This window comes from Bartonella sp. AA78NXGY, assembly GCF_042197005.1.
Taxonomy (GTDB): domain Bacteria; phylum Pseudomonadota; class Alphaproteobacteria; order Rhizobiales; family Rhizobiaceae; genus Bartonella.
The window spans coordinates 1-3,080 of record NZ_JBHIRI010000046.1 but is presented as its reverse complement, the minus strand read 5'-3'; the positions used below and the strand labels follow the sequence as shown (position 1 = coordinate 3,080).

At 39.4% G+C, this 3,080-nt stretch carries 1 protein-coding gene; it reads right to left on the bottom strand.

Annotated features, from left to right (window positions below):
- The coding region (locus ACFINL_RS09445; protein ID WP_375651465.1) for an autotransporter outer membrane beta-barrel domain-containing protein at window positions 1-2,835 on the bottom strand (2,835 nt) is incomplete at its 3' end.
- Window positions 2,836-3,080 lie beyond the last annotated feature (245 nt).

The following is a 3,080-nucleotide window of genomic DNA, read 5'->3' as shown; positions in this document are numbered from 1 at the left end:
GGAATGAAAAGCATTCCGCATTGTCTCCAACGTCTTATTTTGCGTGATCATATCCACTAAACCAGCATGAAATAAGGTATTTGGCAAAAGAAGATAAGTTGGAACCTGTGGAACAACAGCTCTAATACCTAGCTCAGGCGGAACATCAAGCGGTATAGAGAGATTAGACGAAGGTTCCAAAGCATCAGAGGACTGAGAAGGCTTTGGTTCAACAGACGCAGAAGGAAGAACAACAGAATCTGTAGAAGAAGGAGCGTCAGACATAAACGACGTAGAAAGTGGATCGGGGGGAGAAAATGGAGGATCAACAGGATCAGGGGATGTAGAAGAAGGAGCATCAGACATAAACGACGTAGAAAGTGGATCGGGGGGAGAAGGTGGAGGATCAACAAGAGCAGAGAACGTAGAAGAAGGAGAGTCAGATGTCAACGACGTAGAAAGTGGATCGGGAGGAGAAGATGGAGGATCAACAGGATCAGAGGATGTAGAAGAAGGAGCGTCAGACATAAACGACGTAGAAAATGGATCGGGAGGGAGAGGATCGACAGGATCAGAGGATGTAGAAGAAGGAGCGTCAGACATAAACGACGTAGAAAATGGATCGGGAGGGAGAGGATCGACAGGATCAGAGGACGTAAAAGAAGGAGGGTCAGACACAAACGAAGTAGAAAGTGGATCGGGAGGGGGAGGATCGACAGGAGCAGAGGATGTAAAAGAAGGAGGGTCAGATGTCAACGATGTGGAAAGTGGATCGGAAGGGGGAGGATCGACAGAATCAGAGGACGTAGAAGAAGGAGGGTCAGACATAAACGACGTAGAAAGTGGATCGGGAGGGGGAGGATCGACAGGAGCAGAGGACGTAGAAGAAGGAGAGTCAGATATCAACGACGTAGAAAGTGAATTGGGGGGAGAAGATGGAGGATTAACAGGATGAGATAATGAAGAAGGTTTACTAAATGGACCATTATAAGAACCTATTCTAGAAGAAATATAAACCCCTTCGAGTCGGAAATCCCAAAATTCCCCCTCACCTTCCACTAATCTTTGCGTAGCATCTGCTTCTCCAAAGGGCGAACCTGGACCATAACCACGAATACGATATTGATAAGGAAAACCTTTCACCGTAGTATAATCATCATAACCATTGGCGAGTCGAAAAGAACCTGCCTGCGCTGTTCCAGCAACTTGAATGAGTGAAATGCTTTGATCTTTTCCCTCATAGACTTCTTTACTTGCATATTTTGGAAAATTTTGCACATGAACGAATGTCGTTCCAGAAACATCCCCATAGATCAATATGCGATCCGTCTTTTGGGGATTAAACAAACCCTCATCATTCAAAAATGCATTCAACCTAATCTGAGCGTTTCCTTCGGCACTGTAGACTTTTTTATCTTTTGATGCGAGAATTTTATCTCCTGCACCTATATCTGCTTTTTTTCCAATGCGTAGCGTTTGATAACCACTGTCTTCATCAAAGATCAATGTGCTATTGGAAAGACTTAGAGAAGAAAGCGATGAAACAGATTCCTGTAAACCGTTGTATTTACTTTTAGTAAGATACCATTTTGAATAACGAATTAACTCTAAATCAATAACCGATCTACCCTCAACACGCGTACCTCCTGTAAGAGAGGAAGCGTTTGCTTTCACCAATAGAGAAGCATTATTTTTAGCTTTTAGCAACAAATCACCAGAGATTTTTGTTTCATCCGATAATTCAAGAGTGCCTTTTACTTCATAGTCTTTATTCCCCTTCGCATAAATCGCAATCCCGTCTGGAACTGTCATATTTGTCTCTGATAAATAAACAAATGCCCTCCCCGTGATAACTTTTTTGGTTTCTAAAATTTTTTCATCATCTCGTTGCCTCAACATTTTAGCAAGTTCTTCTGGAGCTAAAACATTAAAGCACAGTCCATATACTCCCTCACCCTGAACAGAAATATTGTTTTTTTCTATCTTAATATTTGTATTCTTAAAGCCATCTGGTGAAATATATTTTTGAATTAACTTACCATTATCATTTACATAACCTGAAAAGTTTTTCATCAAGAATGCATGCATATGGTTCAGCTGAATAAAATTGTTTTTCAAATGAACGTCACCACCTTGAAAAACCTCAAAAGCTTCTGGCAATACCCCCATAGCTCCATCACCATCTGTTAAAGTTTCCTCCCTCCTTCCTTGCCCCGTAATCCCCATAGTATCAAGAATATAATGCCCCCCAAATCGAGTTGAAAATGAGCCAATCTGGTTAAAATTAACGGTACCGTCTGTCATTTTAACCATTGCATCAAAACCACTCATAATACCGATCCCTTTTACATTCAAATTATCTGGCTCAATATTGATATTCACACTCACTAAAGCAATATCCGTTCCTCTCCCCCATGCATAAATAGCATGTGAAGTCCCCTTAATTTCCCCTACTGTCATGCTAATAACGGCATTTTGAGCACGAAGAGCAGGTATATTCTTAAAATCTGAAGCTATTAAATTAATTTTTCCACCATTTCTTACATACGCCCCATACGCAGATATTTTATCTGGATCATCGCCAAAAACTGTTATCTGAGAGGCATTAACAATAGTGCCTGCTTTTTCTACATATATAGCTGCAATAGGTGCAATATGAGCAGACGTCTCTTGAGAACTTTTTAAGTAATAGATTTTATCTGCGAGAAAGTGTGTTTTTCTATCATCGCATTTATAAAATGCCCCTCCTGCATCACTTGAAGATCCTGCAGCATTAACATACGTAACCTGCAAAAAATAAAGAATAGCTGTTGTAACGTTGCATAAAAATACATATTTATGAAATACATAAATCATAACTCTTGCCGCCTCCTATTCCCCTACTTCTATTCATTGAAGAATAATATCTATATTAAGCTAATAAATTTCTCAAAATACAATAAATATAAAATGAAATATTTAATTTAATACTTAATACAATACTATATACTTATATATAAGTTACTATATAGTTTATGTATCGCTAAAAAAGGTGGCGCAATCCAGCAGAGAAACTCGTTCCAGAAAAACCAATTTTCTTAAATCTATGCTGATAAGTGACA